This is a genomic window from Sphingomonas sp. BL-S-05 (assembly GCF_055521695.1).
In genome coordinates, this window is the sequence record NZ_CM145499.1 from 2,546,879 (window position 1) to 2,562,150 (window position 15,272).

At 67.9% G+C, this 15,272-nt stretch carries 15 protein-coding genes; 2 read left to right on the forward strand and 13 right to left on the reverse strand.

Features of this window, described 5'->3' with window-relative positions:
* Genes ACZ1JS_RS11950 through pobA form a run of 6 tightly spaced genes read right to left on the reverse strand, consistent with a single transcriptional unit; the run spans nucleotide 1 to nucleotide 5,016 of the window.
* Complete coding sequence (locus tag ACZ1JS_RS11950; RefSeq protein ID WP_465166247.1) at nucleotides 1–1,143, reverse strand: lyase family protein; 1,143 nt, start codon at nucleotides 1,141–1,143, stop codon at nucleotides 1–3.
* Nucleotides 1,140–1,805, reverse strand: a complete 666-nt coding sequence (gene pcaG, locus ACZ1JS_RS11955) for a protocatechuate 3,4-dioxygenase subunit alpha (RefSeq protein WP_465166248.1) — start codon at nucleotides 1,803–1,805, stop codon at nucleotides 1,140–1,142. The genes ACZ1JS_RS11950 and pcaG overlap by 4 nt, the downstream gene beginning before the upstream one ends.
* On the reverse strand, nucleotides 1,795–2,496 hold the full coding sequence (gene pcaH / locus ACZ1JS_RS11960) for a protocatechuate 3,4-dioxygenase subunit beta (RefSeq protein ID WP_465166249.1): 702 nt from the start codon (nucleotides 2,494–2,496) through the stop codon (nucleotides 1,795–1,797). Before pcaH ends, pcaG begins: the two co-directional genes overlap by 11 nt.
* On the reverse strand, nucleotides 2,493–3,122 hold the full coding sequence (locus ACZ1JS_RS11965) for a 3-oxoacid CoA-transferase subunit B (protein ID WP_465168685.1): 630 nt from the start codon (nucleotides 3,120–3,122) through the stop codon (nucleotides 2,493–2,495). Before ACZ1JS_RS11965 ends, pcaH begins: the two co-directional genes overlap by 4 nt.
* Nucleotides 3,122–3,832 carry a CoA transferase subunit A gene (locus ACZ1JS_RS11970; RefSeq protein WP_465166250.1) on the reverse strand — a complete coding sequence of 237 codons (711 nt, stop codon included), beginning with the start codon at nucleotides 3,830–3,832 and terminating at the stop codon, nucleotides 3,122–3,124. The genes ACZ1JS_RS11965 and ACZ1JS_RS11970 overlap by 1 nt, the downstream gene beginning before the upstream one ends.
* Nucleotides 3,829–5,016 (reverse strand): 4-hydroxybenzoate 3-monooxygenase, encoded by a 1,188-nt coding sequence (pobA, locus tag ACZ1JS_RS11975; RefSeq protein ID WP_465166251.1) that lies wholly within the window; start codon nucleotides 5,014–5,016, stop codon nucleotides 3,829–3,831. The genes ACZ1JS_RS11970 and pobA overlap by 4 nt, the downstream gene beginning before the upstream one ends.
* Before the next feature lie 125 nt (nucleotides 5,017–5,141).
* Between pobA and ACZ1JS_RS11980 the strand changes: the two genes are divergently transcribed.
* Nucleotides 5,142–6,023 carry a helix-turn-helix domain-containing protein gene (locus tag ACZ1JS_RS11980; protein WP_465166252.1) on the forward strand — a complete coding sequence of 294 codons (882 nt, stop codon included), beginning with the start codon at nucleotides 5,142–5,144 and terminating at the stop codon, nucleotides 6,021–6,023.
* Nucleotides 6,024–6,104: 81 nt separating this feature from the next.
* Complete coding sequence (locus ACZ1JS_RS11985; RefSeq protein ID WP_465166253.1) at nucleotides 6,105–6,557, forward strand: MarR family winged helix-turn-helix transcriptional regulator; 453 nt, start codon at nucleotides 6,105–6,107, stop codon at nucleotides 6,555–6,557.
* On the opposite strand, the gene ACZ1JS_RS11990 is transcribed toward ACZ1JS_RS11985, so the two are convergent.
* From ACZ1JS_RS11990 to ACZ1JS_RS12020, 7 genes are all read right to left on the reverse strand, one after another.
* Nucleotides 6,554–8,647, reverse strand: coding sequence for an acetate--CoA ligase family protein (locus tag ACZ1JS_RS11990; RefSeq protein ID WP_465166254.1), 2,094 nt, complete (start codon nucleotides 8,645–8,647; stop codon nucleotides 6,554–6,556). The two genes, ACZ1JS_RS11985 and ACZ1JS_RS11990, sit on opposite strands and share 4 nt — an antisense overlap.
* 152 nt (nucleotides 8,648–8,799) lie before the next feature.
* The gene (locus tag ACZ1JS_RS11995; RefSeq protein ID WP_465166255.1) at nucleotides 8,800–9,630 is read right to left on the reverse strand and encodes a p-hydroxycinnamoyl CoA hydratase/lyase; all 831 of its coding nucleotides are present in this window, start codon (nucleotides 9,628–9,630) and stop codon (nucleotides 8,800–8,802) included.
* A gap of 40 nt (nucleotides 9,631–9,670) precedes the next feature.
* Nucleotides 9,671–11,083, reverse strand: a complete 1,413-nt coding sequence (locus ACZ1JS_RS12000; RefSeq protein ID WP_465166256.1) for an aldehyde dehydrogenase — start codon at nucleotides 11,081–11,083, stop codon at nucleotides 9,671–9,673.
* A gap of 53 nt (nucleotides 11,084–11,136) precedes the next feature.
* Nucleotides 11,137–12,459, reverse strand: coding sequence for an MFS transporter (locus ACZ1JS_RS12005; protein ID WP_465166257.1), 1,323 nt, complete (start codon nucleotides 12,457–12,459; stop codon nucleotides 11,137–11,139).
* 8 nt (nucleotides 12,460–12,467) lie between these two features.
* On the reverse strand, nucleotides 12,468–12,776 hold the full coding sequence (locus ACZ1JS_RS12010; RefSeq protein WP_465166258.1) for a 2Fe-2S iron-sulfur cluster-binding protein: 309 nt from the start codon (nucleotides 12,774–12,776) through the stop codon (nucleotides 12,468–12,470).
* A gap of 194 nt (nucleotides 12,777–12,970) precedes the next feature.
* Nucleotides 12,971–14,200, reverse strand: coding sequence for an NAD(P)/FAD-dependent oxidoreductase (locus ACZ1JS_RS12015; protein ID WP_465166259.1), 1,230 nt, complete (start codon nucleotides 14,198–14,200; stop codon nucleotides 12,971–12,973).
* Nucleotides 14,197–15,270: a Rieske 2Fe-2S domain-containing protein gene (locus ACZ1JS_RS12020; RefSeq protein ID WP_465166260.1), complete on the reverse strand. Its 1,074-nt coding sequence runs from the start codon at nucleotides 15,268–15,270 to the stop codon at nucleotides 14,197–14,199. The genes ACZ1JS_RS12015 and ACZ1JS_RS12020 overlap by 4 nt, the downstream gene beginning before the upstream one ends.
* Nucleotides 15,271–15,272: the final 2 nt, after the last annotated feature.

Here is a 15,272-nt window from a genome sequence, read left to right on the forward strand (position 1 = left end):
TCAGTCCTCCAATCCATCGAGCAATTCGGCAATGATCGCCGCGCTTTCGCCGATATCGTCGCCGACCCCGGCGACCGCGAGGTTGCGCGCGATGGCATCCGCGTCGATTTCTAGCCCCTCCGCGACGACCGCCAGCACGGCGGCGGCGCCGCTGGCGAGCAGGAACAGATCGGCAAGCACCGGACCTTCCGCCTGCCAGCCGCCAAGGCCGCGTTCCAATTCCTGCGGCAATCCACCAATCAGCGACGCGACGAGGCCCGGCGCGCGCGCCGCCGCCGACAGTGCGACCTGACAGCCGGTGGGATTGCGCTTGTGCGCCATCGCCGACGATCCGCCGCGCCCGGCGATCAACGGCTCGCGCGCCTCGCCGACCCCGTTCTGCGCCAGCAAGGCGACGTCGCGCGCAAACTTGCCGAGTGCGCCGATCAGCGTCCCGAGCGCCGCGCCGATCGCGGCGATGCCGGTCCGCCGGGCATGCCATGGCGACGAGCACCCCAGTTCGAGCGCGTCGGCGAGGTGCGCGGCGACCGCCACACCCTTGCCGTCCATCCCCGCGCGCGTGCCTGCCGCGCCGCCCAGTTGCACGACCGCATGCGCCGCGACCGCCGCGTCGAGCATCGCCAGCGCATCCCCAATTCCCCGCGCGGCCTGCGCCAGCCGCAGGCCGAAGGCGAGCGGCATCGCGTCCTGCAACAGCGTGCGTCCGATCGCCCGCCGGGCGGCATGCGCCCGCGCGTGCATCGCCAGCGCATCGATGACGCGCCGGGCGTCGACGACCAACAGGCGATGCGCCTGCCGCACCTGCAGCATCAGCACCGTGTCGGCGACATCCTGGCTGGTCGCACCCCGGTGCAGCGCCTGCCCCGCTTCACCGCCGACCATCGCCCGCAACCGCGCGACCAACGGGATCGCCAAGGTACCGGCGAGCGCCGCTTCCTCCGCCAACGCGGCGGGGTCGATCCGCGCCGGGTCGACGCCTGTCGCGATCGCCTCGGCAAGATCGGGCGCGATCACGCCGCACGCCGCCTGCGCTCGTGCCAGCGCGACCTCGAAGGCGCAGCCATGCGCGATCGTCGCTGCATCGTCGAACACCGCGATCATTGCCGCCGTGGCAGCCGGACGCAGCCGCAACAGGTCGCTCACAGGTCGAAGAACACGGTTTCCCGCTCTCCCTGCAACGCGATGTCGAGCGTCCAGACGTCATCGTCCGATGCGGTCGCGATCAGCGTCGCGCGGCGTTCCACCGGAACCGCCGACAGGACCGGGTCGGCTTCGTTGCCCGCCTGCCCGTCGAAATACAGCCGCGTCGCCAACCGTTTGATGAGGCCGCGTCCGAAAACCGACAGTGCGATATGGGGCGCGTGACCCGGTCCGATCGATCCGGGCTGAATCGTACGGAACCGGTACCTACCATCCTCGGCGGTCGCCGCCCGGCCGAAGCCGACGAAATGCGGGTCGCTGCCCGGCTCCCCCGCATAACGACCGGCGGCATCGGCCTGCCAGATCTCGATCATCGCATCGGGAACGGGTGCGCCCTGCCCGTCCAGCACCCGGCCAGTCAGTTCGATCACCTCCCCCACAGGGGTGCCGGTCGGGGACGACAGGTTCAGGACATAATGCGCCTCGGGAAACAGTTCGGGGCGCGCGCCCATGTCGGATTGCCCGACCAGATCGGCGCCCCCCTTCCACGGCAGGCCGTAGTGGAAAAACGGTCCCACCGTCTGGCTGGGCGTCTGTCCGAACAGCGCCGGGTCCTGATTGTCGACGCGCGGTTCCGGGCGGCGGTCGGCGACGTCAATGGTCATGGTCGTCCTCCTCGAACGGCGTCTGCTCGCGCCCTTTCAACACCACGTCGAAGCGATAGCCGAGCGCCCAGTTCGGCTCGGTCACGTCCATGTCGAACCGCGCGACCATGCGCTGCCGGTACGGCATCGGTACCGCATTCGCGATCGGGTCGATCTCGATCAGCGGATCGTCGGGGAAATAGAGCTGCGTCACCAGCCGCGTCGCGAAAGCGGGTCCCAGCAGCGACAGATGAATATGGGCGGGCCGCCACGCATTGCGGTGGTTACCCCATGGATAGGCCCCCGGGCGGACGGTGACGAAGCGATAGCGTCCCTCTGCATCGGTCACGACGCGTCCTGCGCCGGTGAAGTTCGGATCGTGCGGCGCGTCCCACTGGTCCTTGCCATGGATATAGCGTCCGGCGGCATTGGCCTGCCAGATTTCCATGACCGTATCGGGCACCGCGCGCCCATCCTCGTCGAGCACACGGCCGGTGACGATGATCCGCTGGCCCTGCGGCACGCCGCCATGCTGGGTCGTCAGATCGGCGAGCGACGGCCCCATCAGCCGATCCCAGCCCGCCGGGCCGGTCGTCTCGGTCCGGGTCTGCGGCACGCGCAACGGCGCCTGCAACGGCGCGCGGGCACGGGTCGATCCGTAATCGGGGAACAGCGACGGGGGGGCGCCGGCATCGTCGCGACGATAGCTCATGCCGCAAGCTCCGTACCGGTCTTCGCCCGCACTTCGTCGGCGGTGACGCCGGGCGCGCATTCGATCAGGCGCAACCCCGGCTTGTCGCAGGCGATGACGGCGAGATCGGTGATGATCAGGTCGACGCACGCCTTGCCGGTCAACGGCAGCGTGCATTCGGGCAGGATCTTCGGATCGCCATGCTTCGACACATGGTCCATCACCACGACAACGCGACGGACGCCGGCGACGAGGTCCATCGCCCCGCCCATGCCCTTCACCATCTTGCCCGGAATCGTCCAGTTGGCGAGGTCGCCATTGGCCGAGACTTCCATGGCGCCGAGGATCGCCATGTCGATATGGCCGCCGCGGATCATCGCGAAACTGTCGGCGCTGGAAAAGAAGCTGGAGGTCGGCAGCGCGGTAATCGTCTGCTTGCCGGCGTTGATGAGGTCGGGGTCCGCTTCGCCCTCATAGGGGAACGGCCCGATGCCGAGCATGCCGTTTTCCGACTGGAGCGTGACCTCAATCCCTTCCGGCACGTAATTGGCGACGAGGGTCGGGATGCCGATGCCGAGATTGACGTAGAAACCGTCCTGCAATTCGCGTGCGGCACGCGCCGCCATTTCGTCGCGGGTCCAGGCCATCATCCATTCTCCCGGCTGCGGGTCGTCAGCTTCTCGATCCGCTTCTCGTTGATCGTGCTCTTGACGATGCGGTCGACATAGATGCCGGGCGTGTGGATGCAGTCGGGGTCGAAGCTGCCCTCGGGTACGATCTCCTCGACCTCCGCCACCGTCACCTTGCCCGCCGTCGCCATGTTCGGGTTGAAGTTGCGCGCGGTCTTGCGGAACATCAGATTGCCGGCCGGATCGGCCTTCCACGCCTTCACGATCGACAGGTCGGCGCGCAGCCATGTCTCGCGGACATATTCCTGGCCCTCGAACGTCTCGACCGGCTTGCCCTCGGCGACCACCGTGCCGACGCCGGTCTTGGTGTAGAAGGCGGGTATGCCCGCACCCCCTGCGCGGATGCGTTCGGCGAGCGTGCCCTGCGGGTTCAGTTCCAGCTGCAATTCGCCCGACAGATATTGCTGTTCGAACAGCTTGTTCTCACCGACATAGGACGAGATCATCTTCGCGACCTGCCGGCTTTCCAGCAGCATCCACAGGCCGAAGCCATCGGCCCCGGCATTGTTCGAGATGACGGTCAGTCGCTTCACGCCGCTGCTGCGGATCTCGGGGATCAGGCTTTCGGGATTGCCCGACAGTCCGAAGCCGCCCGACATGATCGTCATCCCGTCGAACAACAGACCGTCCAGCGCCGCCGCAGGACTGTCGTAGATCTTGCGCTTCATGCCGCCTCCAACGGTAAGCCGACATAATTCTCGGCCAGGGTATGTTGCGCGGCCGGCGAGCCGCGCAGATAATCGAGTTCCGCCATCTGGATACGGCGATCGAAGCCATCCATCGTCGGAAAACGGTGGGTGACCGAGGTGAACCACCACGAAAACCGCTCCGCCTTCCACACCCGCGCCAGCGCCCGCGCCGAATAGCCGTCGATGCCGGCGTCGCTGCGATCGCGATAATGTTCGGTCAGCGCCTCTCCCAGCATCGTCACGTCGGATACGGCAAGGTTCATGCCCTTGGCCCCGGTCGGTGGGACGATATGCGCCGCGTCGCCGGCAAGGAACAGGCGCCCCCAGCGCATCGGTTCGGCCACGAACGAGCGCAGCGGGGCGATCGACTTCTCGAACGACGGCCCCCGGGTGACCTTCGCTGCCGTCTCCGGGCCCAGCCGGACGCAAAGTTCGTCCCAGAAACGATCGTCGGACCAGTCCGCGATATCCTCGTCCAGACCGCACTGGATATAATAGCGGCTGCGCGTCGCCGATCGCATCGAAGCGAGCGCGAAGCCGCGTTCGTGATTGGCGTAGACCAGTTCATGCTCGGCGGGCGGCACGTCGGCCAGAACCCCGAGCCAGCCGAATGGATAGACACGTTCGAAGATACGCAGCACGCTGGCCGGAATTGCCGCGCGGCTGACGCCATGATAGCCGTCGCAACCGACCACGAAATCGCAGTCGAGCCACTGCGCCCCCGCAGCGTCACGCCATGTCACCTTCGGGCGAGCGCCGTCGAGGTCGGACAGCGTCAGGTCGGCCGCGTTCCAGCGGATGTCGAGCCCGCGCTGCTCGCCCGCATCGAACAGGTCACGCATCACTTCCTGCTGACCATAGACGGTGACGGTCGCGCCGCCGGTCAACGCCGCCATGTCGATGCGAAACATCCGCCCGTCGAGCGACACGTTGGTCCCGCCATGGACCAGCCCCTCGCGCTCCAGCCGACCCGCAATGCCAAGCCGCCGCATCAGGTCGACGGTACCCTGTTCGAGTACCCCGGCGCGCACGCGCCCCTCGACATACGCCCGGTCGCGACGTTCAAAGACGGTCGCAGCAATGCCTTCGGCACGAAGCAGATGCGCGAGAAACATGCCCGCCGGCCCTGCGCCGATAATCGCCACCTGCGTGCGGTGCCGCATCCTATCCTCTCCCATAGGCCTATCCGCCTCTTCGCCGCCAATGGTGCCGCCCCGCCGTCGCCATGGCGATGGACGGCGTGATCGAAAAATTGGACGATCCGCTCGACGATCGATAGGCTCGACGGATGACCGCCGCTTCGATTCCGCGCTTCTATCTCTACGGCGAACCGCATCGATCGGTCGCGGAAAGCTTCGTCCATGCCGAACGGCTCGACGACCGGTCGCGGCCGAGCGAATGGACGATCCTACCGCATGCCCATGCCGATCTGGTTCAGGCATTCGTACTCGATCGGGGTGGCGGCACGATGCGCGCGGAAGACGTCCGGTTCGACGTCACGGCACCGGCGCTGCTGCTGATCCCGGCGGGGATCGTTCATGGCTTTGCCTGGGATCCGGCGTCGGTCGGATCGGTGATCACGCTGTCGGTCCGCCACCTCGCACTGCTTGACGGTCGGTATCCCGGGCTGGCCGGCGTGTTCGCACAGGTACAGGTCGTGCCGCTCGGCAGCGAAGCGCTGACCACGTTACACGGGGCGGCGGGGATGCTGATGCGCGAACTGGGCTGGTCGGCACCGGGACACCGCGCCGCCGTCGATGCCGCACTGCTGACCTTTCTGGTCGAGGCGGGGCGTGCCGCCGGCCCGGCGCAGGGCGAAGCGCAGCCGCCGCCCGGCCAGCATGGCGCATTGGTAGCGCGGTATCGCGCGCGGATCGACGAACGCTTCCGGCTGCGCGAGCCGATCGCGGTGCATGCCGCAGCGCTCGGCACCAGCGAAAGCCGCCTGCGCGTCGCCTGCACCCGCATCGCCGGCATGTCGCCCGCGGCGATGCTCGACGAACGGGCGATGCTCGATGCCAAACGTGCCCTGCTCTACACCAATTTGTCGGTGGCGGAGGTCGGCTATAATGCCGGTTTCGCCGATCCTGCCTATTTCACGCGCTTCTTCACGCGCCATGCCGGCGTTTCGCCGCGCCGTTTCCGCCTTGCGGGAAGCGAACCGCGATAGGCGCGGGCGATTCCGGCCTGCCGGTGCGACCGCGTACGATTCCGGTTTGACGTGGCCGGTGGAACATGGCTTCGCACCCGGATGAGCGAACCCACGCCCCATACCCGGACCCTCGGCCAACTGGTCGGCTATCGGCTGCGCCGTGCCTCGGCCGTTTTCGCGACCGATTTTGCGGTCACGCTGGAGGGGACCGGCATCCGCCAGATCCCGATGGGCATCCTGTCGGTGGTGGCGGACAATCCGGGGATCAACCAGGGGACGGTCGGTCGGCTGCTCGGCATCAAACGCGCCAATATGGTGCCGCTCATCAACGAGCTGATCGAAAGCGGCCTGATCGTTCGCGAGACCGATCCGGCCGACCGCCGCGCCTTCACCCTGGCGATGTCGCCTGCCGGATCGGCGATGCTCGACGACTGCATCCGCCGGATCGAGGCGCATGAGGAACGGCTGCTCACCGGTTTCACAAAGGCGGAGAAGGCGATGCTGCTCGACCTGCTGGAGCGGATCGAGCAGCGGGCGGTGGTGGCCGATTAGCGGTGATCGGTCAGGATCAGCGCGTCGAGCGCCACGACCCCCTGCCCGACCGGATGGACGATCACCGGATTGAGGTCGATTTCGCGAATCGCCGGGGTACCGGCAAGGATGCGGCCAAGCGTCTCGACCAGTGCGGCCAGCGCATCGATGTCCAGCGCGGGACTGCCGCGATAGCCGTCGAACAGCGCGCCCTGTTTGAGCGCGCGCAACTCGGCGACGATCGCGCTGCGGGTCAGGTCGACCGGCAGCAGGCGGACGTCGTGGAGGAGTTCGGCGGTCACTCCGCCAAAGCCGACCAGCAGGACCGGTCCCCATTCGGGATCATTGCGCGCGCCGACGATCAGTTCGACGCCGCGCCGGCCCATCGCCTCGACCTGCGCGCCGTCCAGCGCGATCGTCGCATCATAGGCCGCGACGTTCGCGAAGAGTTGCTCCCATGCCTTGGCGAGCGCGACCGGATCGGTCACGTTCAACAACACCCCGCCGGCATCGCTTTTGTGGCTGAGCGCCGCCGATTGCGCCTTCAGCACGACCGGATAGCCGATGCGGTCGGCGATAGCCTGCGCCTCGGCCAAGGTCGCAGCGAAGCCGCCGTCGGGAAACGGGATACCGACCGGCGCCAGCGCCTGCTTCGCCTGATATTCGGGGATGACGCCACCCGGCAGGTCCAGTGCGATCGGCCGGCATTCCGCGCGCACCGCGTCCCGCGCGACCGCCTGCGCCAGATGTTGTAGCGCGCGGAAGGCACGATCGGCAGTCGGGAAATAAGGAACACCCAGGGCCCGCAGACCGGCGACATAGTCGGCGGGCACCTCCGCGCCATCGTCGATTCCGGCGAAGAGAACCGGCTTGTCGGGGGCGAGCGTGGCGATCGCGTCGATGATCGCCGGAAATTTGCGCGCGGCGGTGGCGGGGTCGGTCTGGATGATGCCCAGCACCAATGCGGCGTAGCGATCGTCGGCCAGCAGCGGCGCCATCGTGCGCCGGTACAGATCGGGATCGACCAGTGCCTGCGCGGTCAGGTCCATCGGGTTGGAGACCGGGATGAAATCCGGGATCGCCGCGCACAGCTCCGCCTTCGTCGTGCCGTCGATCGCCGGCAGGTCGAGCCCGATCCGCTCGGCAAGATCGAGCACGAGCGCCTTGAACGCGCCACTTTCGGTCAGGACGGCAGTACCGCCGCGCCGCAGCGGTCGCGCCCGTACCGCAAGCTCGACAACATCGCCCAGCGCTTCGAGACTGTCGACCAGAACGACTCCGGCGCGCTCGACCTTGGTCCGCATCAACTGCCAGTCGCCGGCCATCGCCCCGGTATGCGTCGCGGCACTGTCGCGCGCCGCGCTCGACGTGCCCGGGTGGAGCAGGACGATCCGCTTGCCCGCCGCCGCCGCGCGTTCGGCAAGCGCAAGAAAGCGGGCGGGCTGGCGGAATTGCTCGACGATCATCGCGATCACGGGCGTCGCCGGGTCGTCGATCAGATGCGCGACATAGTCCTCGACACCCGAAGCGGCTTCGTTGCCGGTCGATACCGACAGGGTGATGCCCAGCTCCTTGGCAGCCAGCGTCGTGCCGAGCACCACCGCCATCGCGCCCGACTGGCTGACGATGCCGACCATCGGCTTGTCGAGCGGATCGATGACCGCCGTCTCGACGAAGGTCAGCGGAACGCCCGCCGCATGGTTCACGAGGCCGAGGCAATTCGGCCCCAGCACGACCATGTCGTGCGCGGCAGCGATGCGCGCCACCTCCGCCTGCGCCGCCAGCCCGGCCTCTCCTCCTTCGGCGAAGCCGGCGGAGAACACGATCGCGGCGCCGACACCGCGCGCCGCCAGCGATCGCACCGCGTCGAGCACCGCCGGGCCGGGAATGGCGAGCACCGCCGCGTCGACCCCATCGGGCAGGTCGGCGATCGATGCCAGGCAGGGCCTGCCGTCGATCGTGTCGCGCCGGGGATTGATGAGGTGGATCGGCCCGGCATAGCCATGGCGTTCGAGATTGCGCAGCACGGCATTGCCGAGCGCGCCCGGGGTTGGCGAGGCACCGACAATCGCGACCGAACGCGGCGTGAGCAGACGGGAAAGGTCGGGCATGGAATGTGTCCCCTTCCTCCCCGATATGGGGAGGTGCAGCGCGCGAGCACCGACGGAGGGGGTTCGCCACGCAACACGGCGGTTCCGTGTGCCGACACCCCCCCATCATGCCGCGCATGGTTTCCCTCCCCGTGTCGGGGAGGAACAGGCGGTCAGGCGCGGTCCTTGTCGTAGGCGCCGAGGCCGGGCTTGTAGCTCTTCTCGTCGATGAACTGGCGGATGCCTTCCTTGCGACCGTCATTGTCGTAGGAATTGGCCGCTTCCTGCGCGCGGACCAGATAGTCCTCGGCATCGTCATAGCTCATCATGACGACGCGGCGCATCGCGTCCTTGGTCGCCTTCAGCGCCACCCGGTTCTTCCCCAGCAGCACCTTTGCCACCTCGGTCACCCGATACTTCAGCGCGGCGAGCGGCAGCGCCTCGTTGACCAGGCCCCATTCGGCGGCGGTTTGGCCGTCGATCGGTTCGCCGGTCATGGCATGGTACATGGCCTTGCGGAACGGCATCAGTTCCTGCGCCACCTTGGTCGCGCCGCCGCCGGGCAGAATGCCCCAGTTGATCTCCGACAGGCCGAACTTTGCCTCCTGCGCGGCGAAAGCGAGGTCGCAGGCGAAGAGCGGGCCATAGCCGCCGCCGAAGCACCAGCCATTGACCATGGCAATGGTGGGTTTCTGGTACCAGCGCAGCCGCCGCCACCAGCCATAGCTCTCGCGCTGCGCCTTGCGCGTGCCTGCCAGCCCCTGCGATTCGGTCTCGCGGAAATATTCCTTCAGGTCCATGCCGGCGGTCCACGCCGCCCCCTCGCCCGACAGGACCAGCACGCCGACATCGTCGCGATGTTCCAGCGCGTCGAGTACCTCCATCATGTCGCGGTTGAGCGTCGGGCTCATCGCGTTGCGCTTCTCGGGACGGTTGAACCGTACCCAGGCGATCCCGCCCTCGACGTCATAGGCAACGACGCCGTTACTGCTCGTTTCGGTCATGATTATAGTCCTTGGTCAGGCGCACCTGCGCCGCTGTTCATCAGATCGGATAATGGCCGGGCTGGGTCTCGATCGTGATCCAGCGCAGTTCGGTGAAGGCGTCGATGCCGGCCTTGCCGCCGAAACGGCCATATCCCGACGCCTTGACCCCGCCGAACGGCATCTGCGCCTCGTCATGCACGGTCGGACCGTTGACGTGGCAGATGCCCGACTGGATGCGCCGCGCAACCGAGAGGCCGCGCGCGGTGTCGCGGGTGAAGACCGCGGCGGACAGGCCATAGTCGGTGTCGTTGGCGAGGGCGATGGCGTGCTCTTCGTCGCGGGCGCGGATGATGCCGACGACCGGGCCGAAGCTTTCGTCGCGGAACAGCTTCATGTCGGGCGTCACGCGGTCGACGACATGGGCGGGCATCAGCACGCCGTCGGCATCGCCGCCGGTGACCTGTACCGCGCCGGCGGCGACCGCGTCGTCGACCAGCGCGCGGACGTGATCGACGGTCTTGCGATCGACGACGGCGCCGAGTGGCGCGGTGCCCTGTCGCGGGTCACCGACCGCCATCGTCCCGACCTTTGCCGCGAATTTCTCGACAAAGGCGTCGGCGACCGCATCGACGACGATGATCCGTTCGGTCGACATGCAAATCTGGCCCTGGTTCATGAAGGCGCCGAACGCCGCGGCCTTCACCGCTTCGTCGAGATCGGCGTCGTCGAGGACGATCAACGGCGCTTTTCCGCCGAGTTCGAGCAGGACGGGCTTGAGATGTTCGGCCGCGCGCTTGGCAATGATCCGGCCGACATGCGTGGAGCCGGTGAAATTGATGCGGCGGACCTGCGGGTGGTCGATCAGCGCGCCGACGACGTCGCCGGCATCCTCGGGCGCGTTGGTCACGATCGATACGGCACCGGCGGGCAGGGCTTCGCCAAAGGCTGCGGCAATCAGGCTGTGGGTGCGCGGGCATTGCTCGCTGGCCTTCAGCACGACAGTGTTGCCGCAGGCGAGCGGTACGGCGATCGCACGGACGCCGAGGATGATCGGGGCGTTCCACGGCGCGATGCCGAGCAGGACGCCGACCGGTTCGCGCAGGGCCATGGCGATGCAGCCGGGCTTGTCGGAGGGAATCACCTCGCCCCCGATCTGGGTGGTGAGCGCCGCGGCTTCGCGAACCATCGACACGGCGAGCATCAGGTTGAAGCGGGCCCACCCCTCGGTCGCGCCGATTTCGCCCATCATCGCAGCGACGAACTGGTCGGCGCGGGCAGCAAGGGCGTCGGCGGCCTTGGCCAGCGCGGCGCGGCGGGCATTGGGGCCGAGCGCCGACCATGCCGGGAAGGCGGCGGCGGCAGCATCCGCAGCGGCGATCGCCTGTTCCGGACCGAAGGCAGGCGCGGTGGTCGCGACGTCGCCGGTAACCGGGTTCAGGCGGGTGAAAGTTGGCGAAGTTGCCACGGACACAATGCCTCTCCTTTTTGTTATGCTTCATAGCATATGTGGAGAGTAGCGGGCAGTCAACCGCCTTGTCGATCGCGCAGCGCGAACAGTGCGGCGGCGGCGATCAGCGAGCCGAGGCTCATCAGCACCGCGACGAATTGCAGGCCGTAGCCGACATTGAACAACAGCCCGGCCAGGGCGGGGGCGAGCGCCGATCCGCCGCGTCCGACGCCGATGACGAAGCCGCTCGCCGAGGCGCGCACGCCGGTCGGGAAGCTGCCTGCGATCAGCGCATAGAGGCCGACGACGCCGGCATTGGTGGCGAAGCCGGCGGCGGCGGCAACGACCGACAGCGTGGCAAGGTCGCTTTGCGTCCGCCCGAACACGACCACCAGCGCGGTCGACAGCAGCATCGCGGCGATGGTCAGGCCGAGCAGCCGCACCCGCCCGGTCAACAGCCCGAGGATCAGCGAGCCGGTCGCACCGCCGATACTGGCCCAGACCAGCACCCCCGCCGCCTGTGGCGCGGGGAAGCCCATTTCGACCACGATCTTCGGAATCCATTTCAGGATGAAATAAAAGGTCATGATATGCGTGAGATAGGCGAGCGTGAGCAGCAGCGTGGTGCGCAGCAGGCCGGGCGTGAACAGCGCCATGACCGGCACCTTCGCCGCCCGCGCCTCGACCGGCGGCAGTGCGGCGACCGGCGGATGGCCCATGCGCGCGAGCGTGGCGTTGATCCGCGCCAGCGCGTCGGGCGGGCGGCGGTGCATCAGGAACGCGACCGATTCGGGTGCACGCCACAGCACCAGCGGCACGAACGCCATGCTGCAGATCGCGCCGAACACGAATACCGCGCGCCAGTCATACCAGCCGAGCAGCAGCGCCGATGCCGAACCGCCGATGATCGTGCCGACCGGATAGCCCGCCGCCATCAACACCACCGCGAGCGAGCGATGCCGGGCATTGGCCGCCTCCGCCACCGCCGCGTTGGTCGCCGCGAGCATGCCGCCGATGCCGAGGCCGGTGAGGACGCGCCACAGACAGAGCTGCGCGATCCCGCCCGAGCTTGCCGCGCCGATCATCCCCGCCGTCATCACGCCGAGACAGACGAGGATCGTCGCGCGCCGCCCGATCCGGTCGGCGACGCCGCCCAACAGCAGCGACCCGATCGCCATGCCGACCAGTTCCATCGACAACACGATGCCGAGCGCGGCGCGATCGATCCCCCAATCGGCGGCGATGCCGGGCGAGGCAAAGCTGATCGAGAGCACGTCGAACCCGTCGAGCGCGTTCAGCCCGACCATCGTCGCGACGATACCCCATTGAAACCGCGACATTTCCGCGCGGTCGAGGATGGTTCGGGGATCGTTCATCCCGGCTGCTGCATCGGCGGTCATGGCGTCGCTTAATCCTCCGGGGCAATGGTGACGCGCAGGCCGTCCAGTGTCGGAAGTTGACACGACAGCCGCGAGCGCGCGGTGCGATGTTCGGATATGTCGAGCAGATCGTCCTCGTCCGCGCTCATCGGCGGCAGGCTATCGATCTGCGATTCTTCGACAAAGACGTGGCAGGTGGCGCAGGAGCAACAGCCGCCGCACGATGCCAACATCTCGTCGATGCCGGCGTCGCGGATCGCGGTCATGACGCTGGTGTCGGGGTCGGCGGCGATGGTGCGGGAGTCGCCGCTGCGGGTGATGACGGTCAGGGTCGGCATGGGGATCCTTCGGGGTGTGGGGCGCGGGCCTCGTTAACAAGGATAGCTGTTCGAGGGTCGTACGCTTCGCCGCACATTAGCCGTACCCCGCGCAGGCGGGGGCCAGCGCCAAGTAAGACAACGGTTTGCGGGTACAGACATGGATCCCCGCCTGCGCAGCGATGTCCCCGCCAGAGAGGGGAGATGGTCGGGCGTCACGCCAGATCCTTCAGCGCGACGCCGGTATCGGCGAGCGCGTCGCGGGGCGGCGTCGCGCCGCGTTCGACCAGCTTGCGGCCCTGCACATAGTCCTTGGTCGCGTTGACGCAGTCGAGCGCGATCACCTGGCCGGCGCGCAGATAGACGATCGAGAAGGACCGCGCCGCCCGGTCGCCACGCACGACCAGATCGTCATGACCGATCGACAGGCCGACCGTCTGCAGGCGCAGGTCATATTGGTTCGACCAGAACCAGGGGAGGGCCGCATAGGGCGGCGCGGTGCCTTCGGTCAGAAGCGTCGCGACGGTCGTCGCCTGGTCATTGGCATTCTGCACGCTTTCGACGCGCAGGCGCGCACCGTCGGCAAAGGCGTTCTCGTGCGCGGCGCAATCGCCGATCGCATGGATATCGGGCAGCGACGTGCGGCACTGGCCATCGACATCGACGCCGTTGCCGCCGGCGGCACCGGCCGTCAGCAACGGCTCGACGGCAGGCACGATGCCGATGCCGACGATCACCATGTCGCAGGCAATGGCCGCACCATCGGCGGTGCGCACCGACAGGCCGCGATCGGCCGGTTCGATACAATCCACGACGACGTTCAGGCGCAGATCGACCCCGGCAGCGCGATGTTCGGCTGCGTAGAAGGCGGAGAGCGGCGCACCGGCGACGCGCGCGAGCAGCCGGTCCTGCGCCTCCAGCAACGTCACCTGCTTGCCCGCCTTGATGAGGACCGCCGCCGCCTCCAGCCCGATATAGCCGCCGCCGATGATGCAGACGCGGCGGACCGCGCCCAGTTCGGCCATGATCGCATCGGCATCGGCGCGCGTGCGGACGGCATGGACGCCGGGCAGGTCGTGGCCGCTGCAGGTCAACCGGCGCGGCGCGCCGCCGGTCGCCCAGATCAGCACGCCATAGCCGATGGTCGCACCGTCGGCCGTTTCGACCACGTGCGCGTCGGCGTCGACGCGGACCACGCGCCGTCCGAGCAGCAGATCGACCTGTCGTTCGGTCCAGAAGGCAAGCGGGCGGATCAGGATGCGATCGAACGGCTTGTCGCGCGCCAGATAGTCCTTCGACAGCGGCGGCCGTTCGTATGGCGGATCGGGTTCGTCGCCGACGATGGCGATGGTGCCGGCGAAGTTGCGCTGGCGCAGCGCGATCGCCGCCTGTGCCCCGCCATGACCGCCACCGACGATCAGCACGTCGTAGCGCGGGTGGCTCACGCGGTCGCCGCCGTTTCGCGGGCGATGGCGCGATCGATCATCAGGCGCGAGCGCACCCCGCCGGCATCGATGTTGAGCTTGAGCAGCTTGCGGTCGGGATAGCGCGACAGATTGGCCTGTTGCCGCTCCAGCATCTCCAGATCCTCGGAGAAGATCTTGCCCTGGCCTTCGCGGATCGTATCGGTCAGCGCGGCATCGTCGACCGCGAATTGCCGGGCCATGCCCCAGAAATACCAGTGCGAGGTTTCGGTCTCCGGCGTAATGAAATCGACGACGATGCTCGCCGCCTTCTTGGACGGATCGGCGTGATAGCCGCCCTGCCCGGCCAGCGCGACGCCGACCTCGATCATCACATGGCTGGGCAACGAGAAGCGGCAGACCTGCCAGCGGTCGACCGGCGCATCCTCGGGCAGGCCGGCGCCGCGCAGCGCCATCCGCCAGAAAGGCGGCGCGGAGATGTTTTCCATGTGGCGGCTGGTGACGACCTCGTCGCCGGTCGCCTCGGTCTTCACCGGGGCTTCGTCGATCTCCTTCTGGCCGATGCTGCTGGCATGGACATAGGTTTCGTGGGTCAGGTCCATCAGATTGTCGATCATCAGCCGGTAATCGCAGCCGATATGGAACAGCCCGCCGCCATAGGCCCAATCGGGGCTTTCCGCCCAGGGAAGCGGGTGCAGCTTGTCCGCCGACGCCCGTTCGGGATCGCCGGGCCAGACCCAGACGAAGCCATAGCGTTCGATGACCGGAAAGGCGCGGGCCGAGGGAAACTTGCCGACCTGCTGCCCCGGCATGTTGTCTGCGCGGCCCCGGCAATCGACGGCGAGGCCGTGATAGCCGCACACCAGCGTTTCGCCGCGCACGAAGCCGAGCGAGAGCGGCGCGCCGCGATGCGGGCAGAAATCCTCCAGCGCGACGACGCCGCCGCTTTCGGGGCGGAAGAACACCATGCGCTGTCCGGTGATCTGGCGGGCGAGCGGCTTGTCGCCGATCTCGCCTGCGCTCGCCGCGACATACCAGGCATCGAGCGGCCAGATGGCGCGCGGCGCGGTGGCTTGCATTGCTGTCGTCATCT

Coding starts and splice junctions, on each gene's coding strand:
- pcaG (WP_465166248.1), bottom strand. CDS start 1,805: ATGACCATTGACGTCGCCGACCGCCGCCCGGAACCGCGCGTCGACAAT.
- pcaH (WP_465166249.1), bottom strand. CDS start 2,496: ATGAGCTATCGTCGCGACGATGCCGGCGCCCCCCCGTCGCTGTTCCCC.
- ACZ1JS_RS11965 (WP_465168685.1), bottom strand. CDS start 3,122: ATGGCCTGGACCCGCGACGAAATGGCGGCGCGTGCCGCACGCGAATTG.
- ACZ1JS_RS11970 (WP_465166250.1), bottom strand. CDS start 3,832: ATGAAGCGCAAGATCTACGACAGTCCTGCGGCGGCGCTGGACGGTCTG.
- pobA (WP_465166251.1), bottom strand. CDS start 5,016: ATGCGGCACCGCACGCAGGTGGCGATTATCGGCGCAGGGCCGGCGGGC.
- ACZ1JS_RS11980 (WP_465166252.1), top strand. CDS start 5,142: ATGACCGCCGCTTCGATTCCGCGCTTCTATCTCTACGGCGAACCGCAT.
- ACZ1JS_RS11985 (WP_465166253.1), top strand. CDS start 6,105: ATGAGCGAACCCACGCCCCATACCCGGACCCTCGGCCAACTGGTCGGC.
- ACZ1JS_RS11990 (WP_465166254.1), bottom strand. CDS start 8,647: ATGCCCGACCTTTCCCGTCTGCTCACGCCGCGTTCGGTCGCGATTGTC.
- ACZ1JS_RS11995 (WP_465166255.1), bottom strand. CDS start 9,630: ATGACCGAAACGAGCAGTAACGGCGTCGTTGCCTATGACGTCGAGGGC.
- ACZ1JS_RS12005 (WP_465166257.1), bottom strand. CDS start 12,459: ATGACCGCCGATGCAGCAGCCGGGATGAACGATCCCCGAACCATCCTC.
- ACZ1JS_RS12010 (WP_465166258.1), bottom strand. CDS start 12,776: ATGCCGACCCTGACCGTCATCACCCGCAGCGGCGACTCCCGCACCATC.
- ACZ1JS_RS12020 (WP_465166260.1), bottom strand. CDS start 15,270: ATGACGACAGCAATGCAAGCCACCGCGCCGCGCGCCATCTGGCCGCTC.